Genomic DNA, 6635 nt, shown 5'->3' on the forward strand with positions numbered 1-6635 from the left:
ACCATGCATATCGTTCTTCCGACCGCTTCCGGCGAGTTCGAAAACTACACGCTCAAAGGCGATCCGATCGGCGGCGCGCCGGCGGGATCGACATTCAACCGCATCGCCTATTCCGCCGCGCACGTCGTGGCCGATCCGCTTCGCAGCGGCGAACTGAATCAGCCCGCCGCACTCGACTGGGCGCGCACGATCGAATATCGGCGATATCTGATCGGCCAGGGGCTCGGCATCGCGGAGGCGATGGACACCGCGCAGCGCGGCATGGGCCTCACATGGGACACGGCGCTCGAGCTCATCGAGCGGACGATGCAGGAAACGCGCGACATGGCCGGTGCGCGGATCGCGTCGGGATGCGGCACGGATCATCTTCCCGCGCAGTCGGCCACGTCGTGCGATGACGTCATCCGCGCCTATGCGACGCAGCTCGAAGCGATTCAGCGCACGGGCAGCCGGGTGATCCTGATGGCAAGCCGCGCGCTCACCCGCGTGGCGCGAAGTCGCGATGACTATCTGCGTGTGTATGGCGAAGTGCTCGCGATGTGCGACGAGCCCGTGATCCTTCACTGGCTCGGCGACATGTTCGATCCGGAGTTGAAGGGATACTGGGGCAGCGACAATCTCGACGAAGCAGCCGACGCGTGCCTGACGGTCATCGCGGAGAACGCTGGCAAGATCGACGGCATCAAGATTTCCCTGCTCGACGATGCCCGCGAGATTGCCTTCCGGCGACGCCTGCCCGAAGGCGTCAGGATGTATACGGGCGACGATTTCAACTATCCGTCGCTCATCAAGGGCGATGAAGAAGGTTACTCGCACGCGTTGCTCGGCATCTTCGATGCGATCGCGCCGGCTGCATCGCAGGCGCTCGCGGCGCTCGCTGCAGGCGATCTCGCGCGATACGAGCGGTTTTTCGCGCCGACGGTGGCGCTCTCGCGCCACATCTTTCGCATGCCGACGCAGTACTACAAAACGGGCGTCGTCTTTCTCGCCTACCTGAACGGATTTCAGCCGCATTTCTTCATGCTCGGCGGTCACCACGGCGCACGTCCGCCGGTTTATCTCGCGGACGTGTTCCGTCTCGCCGATAAGGCCGGCCTGCTGCGCAATCCCGATCTCGCGGTTCAGCGAATGCGGCTCGTCATGCAGACGCTCGGACTTTGAACGCCGACTTTCTTGAAGGCACATTACAAGGACAGATGGAAGACATGACCCAATTACAGAACGAAGAAGCCGCCGTACAGCGCGGGCGTTTGCTCGCGCCGGGCATGTATGACCTGAACGACCTCGAGATAGGCGATCATTTCGTCACGTCGGGCATGACGTTGACGGAAGCGCATATCGTCAATTACGCGGGTGTATCGGGCGATATGTACGACATTCATCTCGACGATGTGGCCGCGCAGCAGGCGGGATTTTCCGGCCGGATCGCGCACGGACTGCTCGGCCTCGCGCTCACCGATGGTCTGAAGACGCGCTCGCCGGTGCGCATGAGCGCGCTGGCGACGTTGGGATGGAACTGGTCGTTTCGGGCGCCGCTTCATATCGGCGATCGCATTCAGGTCGAAATCGAAGTCGTCGGTAAGCGGGTGACGAAGCGCATCGACCGAGGAATCGCGACGCTGAAGCTGCGCGTGCTGAATCAACTGGGGAACGTCGTGCAGGACGGGGAGACGCTGCTGTTGATGCAGAATCGGGCTTAGTTTTCTCAAATATTCGATACGCGCGACGATTGCCCATCAGCGGACGTTAACGATCATCGTTTGACCGAAGCTCGGGCGGTCGAGCCCGATGCGCGCAACCAGTTGTGTCATGACCTCCCGCTCCGCACCGCCTCTGCGAGCACGAGCAACGTGCAGAATTGCAGTTTGGGTGCGCGTCACTGCGATCGCTGCGATCGCTGCTTCAACCTGGACATGCTAAAGGCTGGGTGCAGTTTCCATGTCGAGCGGCCCCACCTCCGATCAGTGCCGCAAGCGTCTTCGGACCATTCCTAAATGACAATGACGTCGCTCCGAGCGACGGAATATTAGGTCACAATCCCCTGCTAAATTGTCCCGATTCGGAATGCCAAGCGATTGCGCGATGCAATCCTCGGGACGTTAAAACGTCTACCTAAGTTGTCGTCGAAGGTGGCGCTTATCAGGGAGAGTGCTTTCGCATGTCAATGGTATTGCCAAGTCAGGCCTACGGCCTCCAGTTGAAGCCCCACCCCGCGCCCATCTCAGTATTGAGCTTCAATGGCGAGGCGCAAATTAGCGCGCTCTACAAGTTCAATATCGAATTTACGAGCCCTGTCGCCGATATTCCGATGGATCAGGTCGTTGGGCGGTCTGCGGTGTTGACCATCGCCCCCATCGATCCTCAAGAAGCTTATCTGCGGCAGATGTTCGGTGAACGATGGAAGGACTTCAGCAAGGCGCCGGAGCCTAGCGTCACGCATGGCGTCATTGACAGGTTTGAGACGCTCGGCACATCGGCCGATGAAACCCGGTATCGCGTCACCCTCGTGCCGAAGATCGCGGAATTGGCGAGAGGCCGCACATGCCGATTGTTTCAGAAGCAATCGGTCGTCGAGATCATCACCGATACGCTGCGCCACTACGATTATCGCCTCGGTGTCGATTTCGATTTCAAGAGTCTGCGCGGCACGTATAAGCGGCTCGAATACGAGACTCAGTTCTACGAGACCACGTTCGCGTTCATTCAGCGCCTCTGCGCCGAAGCGGGCATCTGGTTTCGCTTCGAGCAGAAGAGCGATCGGACGGTCATCATCTTCGGGGATGATCTGGATGCGTATGCCCGCAAGCAGCGGGTGGTTCCGTATCGCAGCCACTCGGGGCTGGAAAGCGTGGGCGCCGAATCGATCCGTTCGCTCAGGACGATCACGCAGCGCGTGCCCGAGGCGGTGCAACTGAACGACTACAACCATCGTCAGGCGGACGTCAATCTGTTGGTCGAGGAGAACACCGCGCGCGCGGACAAGACCACCGATGGCGTCGATGGGACGTGGGGCGAGCATTACGAAACGCTGGAGGAAGGTCGCCAGATCGCGCGTCTGCGCCATGAAGCGCACATCGCCACCCAGATCAGCTATCGCGCTCGGGGCAATCCGTTCTCGCTCGAAGTGGGCGAGGTGATCCGGCTGGACGTGAATCCCAAGGATGCGCCCAACGGCCTGCTCGTTACGTCGATGCGTTGCGGCGGCGGCCGGGGGGTGTCGTACTGGAACACTTTTCGGGCGATCCCGGCGGATCGCAAGTGGCGCACGAGCATCGACGTGATCGAGCGTCCCAAGGCCGAAGGCATCTGGCCGGCCAGGGTGGATTCTCCCGGCAACTATCACTATGGCTATCTCGATGAAAAGGGACGGTATGTCGTCAAGATGCCGTTCGATCTGGACGAGTGGAGTCCGGGGGGCGCGAGCCGTCCTATTCGTATGGCCAAGCCTTATGCGGGGGCGGACTACGGTCATCACTTGCCGTTGATTCACGGCACGGAGGTGGCGCTTACCCGCCATGTCGAATCGGTCGAATGGCGCGTGCCGGAAATACGCGATGGCGAGGCGCGCGCGCTCTCGGGCGTCACACTCGAAGCAGCGGGTTTCTCGCCGGAAGAACGCCTGTGGCCGAAGGCGGACGCCGCGTTTTCCGGCTATCAACTGCTGCTCGAATACTTCACGTTCCGCGAGAAGTTCCTCTTCGTCGATATCTGCGGATTCGATCTCAATCAGCTTCCCGAAGCATCGACGCAATTCGAACTGGAGTTCGTGCTCAAGAAGGCGTATCCGGCAGACCAGCGTTTCACGAAGGACAACGTGCGCCTGTTCTGTTCGCCGGTCATCAATCTGTTTCAACTCGACGCGGAAACCGTCACGATCGATCATCACGAGACCGAGTATCGCGTGGTGCCGGCAGGCTATCAGGGCGGGCACGTCGAAACGTATTCCGTCGACGCGGTAGAGTCGTTCGATCACCTTACCTCGGAGCGCTACGAGTACGTGCCGTTCGCGACCTTTCGGCATCGCGGCGGGATGCTGCGGCACGAGTCGCCCGAGCGGTATTTCCATACGCGGGTGCGCGCGGGGCTGGATGGTCTGCATGAAACGTGGCTGATCTTGGGCGGCAACGCATGGGAGTCGATGGCGGATCTGCCCGAGGAAAGCCTGTCGCTGCGCGTGACCGGCACCAACGGGCTGCTGCCGCGCAAGGGCCTGCGCGAAGCACGTCTGGACGAACTCGCCGAGAGTACGCCGAACGTCGGTGGCGTGCGCAATCTCGTGGCGCCCACATTACCGCTCTATCCGCCCACGGGCGACCGCTTTCAATGGCGCGTGCTTTCGCATCTCGCGCCGAACTTCCTGTCGATGATGAACGCAGAAGTGCTGCGTGGCGCCCTCGCGCTCTACGACTGGACCAACGACGAGTTGAACCGAAGGCGGCTGGCGGGCATCCTGCATGTGTCGGAGGAATTGCTCGAAGAGATCACGGGCGGCGCGGTCGAGCGCGGCGTGCTGGTCGAAGTCACGCTGGATTCGCAAGCGTTCTCGGGCGAAGGCGATGTGATGTTGTTCGGGGAGCTGCTGCATCGCTTCTTCGAGCTGTATGCAGAGGTGAACCTCTTCACGAAGCTCGCGCTGGTGACGCTGCCATCGAAGGCGCGCATCGAATGGCCGCGCAGCAAGACGCATCGGGCGCCGCTATGAAGCCGCGCGATTTTCCGAATGTCGAGCCGCTGGTCGCGGCGTTGCTCGCACGCGCCCCGCGCATGAACTTCATGCAGTTGTGCCGGCTGTTCGAAGCGAGCGCGCCGGATCGTCCCGGTTTCGGTGAACGCGATACGCCCGCGCACGAGCCGGTGCGTTTCCGGTCGCGCGCGCGCATGGGTTTTCCCGCTGGCGAAATCGCTGCCGTCGAGTTCGATGACCTCGATGACGGCGGATACGGCGAACCGCTGCCGCCGACGATCCGCACGACCTTCATGGGCCTGTACGGCGTAGACGCGGTGATGCCGACGCACTACCTCGACGACATCGCCATGCGCGAGGAAGGGCACGAAGCCGTCGAAGCGTTTCTGGACCAGTTCAATCACCGGTTCGTGACGCTGTTGTATCGCGCGTGGAAGAAGTACCGCTACCCGGAGACCTTCCGGCACGGCGGCGCCGATCCGTACTCAAGGAACCTGCTGTGTCTCGCCGGCTTCGGCTGGGGCAATAAACCCGCGCGTGCGGGCTTGCCCGACTCCCGCATGCTCGCGCTTCTTGGTCTGCTCATTCAGCGCACGCGCACGCCGGAAGGGCTGGCGGGCGTGATCGCTTTGGGTGCGCCGGGCGTGGATGTGCGCGTCGACGAATTCTGGCCCGTGGCGAGGCGCGCGGGACAAGGCCAGCCGCTAAGCGCGAAAGCGATGATGGAAGGCAAGCCACGCGGGTTGGGCGGCGGCTACGTGCTCGGCAAGCGCGTGCATTACCGCAGTCGCGCGGTGCGCGTGACGCTGCGTCCGACGAACGCGCAACAGGCGCACGACTTGTTGCCTGGTGCGTGGCTCCATCGCGATTTGATGGCGCTGGCGCGGCTCTATATCGGCACGAAGGCGGACGTGCATCTGCGCATGCAGATGTCCTCGCGATTCACGCCCGAGCCAATGGTGGGCAAAGCGCGTGCGCCCGTATCGCCGCGTCTGGGCTGGACGGTGGTGCTGCCCGTTCGGCAGGAACGCGAGATCACGGTCGAGTTGGGCGTCTGCGAAGCGTTTCCGGCACCGCAGCCGAACCCGTACCTCGAACCGCGTGCCGCATGAGAGGCCGAATGATGTCGAAACCGAATCAAATGGCCTGCGCGGTGTTGCTCATTCTCGGGCTGTCAGGCTGCGGCCTCTGGCAGGCGACCTCCGACGGAGCCACGAGCGCTTATCAAGCGATGACCGACTGGCGCGTGAAAGCGGTCGACGTCGACATGCGCGCCCGTGCCGACCTGAATCCGGACGCTTCGGGCCATCCGCATCCGGTGGCGGTGCGCGTCTATCAGTTGAAGGATCGCGCGCGCTTCGACAGCGCGTCGTTCAACGAGCTTCTCCACCACGACCGCACCGTGCTTGGGCGCGATCTGCAAGCGAGCGTGTCTGCCGTGGTCAATCCCGGCGCATCGGCGAGCGTGTCGCAGCCGATGCAAAAGGAGACCGCGTTCATCGCAATTGCCGCGTTCTATCGGAACGCCGATCAGGCGGGCGGCTGGAAGCAGGTCATCGCGGCCAGGAAGCTCCCTGACGACGCGCCGGTAAAGCTGACGCTGGCGGACAGCAAGCTCGATATGGAAAGCAAGGCGAAGGCGGGCAAGAAATGACGTGCGGCAGCGTCTGTCGTCGCCATCGTAGCTAAAGGGCGGTCGCGACAAAAGACCGATGGCTTCAAACATCAAACCGAATCGAAATCGACAATAACCAGCAATGCGGCACAACAGATTGAACGAATTACGCGGCGATGGCCTCGTCGCCCGCGCGACCCGAAGCGTGAACTCGGCGCTCTTTTTCATCGGCGCGCTTACGCTCGCCGGCTGCGGCGCATGGCAGGCCACGAAGGACAGCACGGTAAGCGCAGCCGAGTGGCTCTTCACCACGCAAGTCAAGTCGATGAACGTCGA

The 6635-nt window shown here is 62.2% G+C and carries 5 protein-coding genes and 1 pseudogene; all 6 read left to right on the top strand.

Annotation, left to right across the window (positions count from 1 at the left end; genetic code table 11):
- Positions 1-3 precede the first annotated feature (3 nt).
- The gene (locus NCS02_RS15235) at positions 4-1161 is read left to right on the top strand and encodes a dihydrodipicolinate synthase family protein (protein ID WP_250502746.1); all 1158 of its coding nucleotides are present in this window, start codon (positions 4-6) and stop codon (positions 1159-1161) included.
- Positions 1162-1205: 44 nt separating this feature from the next.
- The gene (locus NCS02_RS15240) at positions 1206-1700 is read left to right on the top strand and encodes a MaoC/PaaZ C-terminal domain-containing protein (RefSeq protein ID WP_235366203.1); all 495 of its coding nucleotides are present in this window, start codon (positions 1206-1208) and stop codon (positions 1698-1700) included.
- Between the two features lie 458 nt (positions 1701-2158).
- Positions 2159-4702, top strand: coding sequence for a type VI secretion system baseplate subunit TssF (tssF, locus tag NCS02_RS15245; protein ID WP_250519872.1), 2544 nt, complete (start codon positions 2159-2161; stop codon positions 4700-4702).
- Entirely contained in the window at positions 4666-5796 is a 1131-nt protein-coding gene (gene tssG / locus NCS02_RS15250; RefSeq protein ID WP_175983085.1) for a type VI secretion system baseplate subunit TssG, read from the top strand. The genes tssF and tssG overlap by 37 nt, the downstream gene beginning before the upstream one ends.
- An 8-nt stretch (positions 5797-5804) precedes the next feature.
- On the top strand, positions 5805-6338 hold the full coding sequence (gene tssJ, locus NCS02_RS15255; RefSeq protein WP_250440429.1) for a type VI secretion system lipoprotein TssJ: 534 nt from the start codon (positions 5805-5807) through the stop codon (positions 6336-6338).
- A gap of 103 nt (positions 6339-6441) precedes the next feature.
- Positions 6442-6635: pseudogene (locus tag NCS02_RS15260) on the top strand (type VI secretion system lipoprotein TssJ); the annotation flags it as partial.

Source organism: Caballeronia sp. NCF2 (genome assembly GCF_023631205.1).
Classification (GTDB): domain Bacteria; phylum Pseudomonadota; class Gammaproteobacteria; order Burkholderiales; family Burkholderiaceae; genus Caballeronia; species Caballeronia zhejiangensis.

Excerpts from the sequence above, each read along its gene's own strand:
- tssF (WP_250519872.1), top strand. The coding sequence starts at position 2,159 with ATGTCAATGGTATTGCCAAGTCAGGCCTACGGCCTCCAGTTGAAGCCC.
- NCS02_RS15235 (WP_250502746.1), top strand. The coding sequence starts at position 4 with ATGCATATCGTTCTTCCGACCGCTTCCGGCGAGTTCGAAAACTACACG.
- NCS02_RS15240 (WP_235366203.1), top strand. The coding sequence starts at position 1,206 with ATGACCCAATTACAGAACGAAGAAGCCGCCGTACAGCGCGGGCGTTTG.
- tssG (WP_175983085.1), top strand. The coding sequence starts at position 4,666 with ATGGCCGCGCAGCAAGACGCATCGGGCGCCGCTATGAAGCCGCGCGAT.
- tssJ (WP_250440429.1), top strand. The coding sequence starts at position 5,805 with ATGATGTCGAAACCGAATCAAATGGCCTGCGCGGTGTTGCTCATTCTC.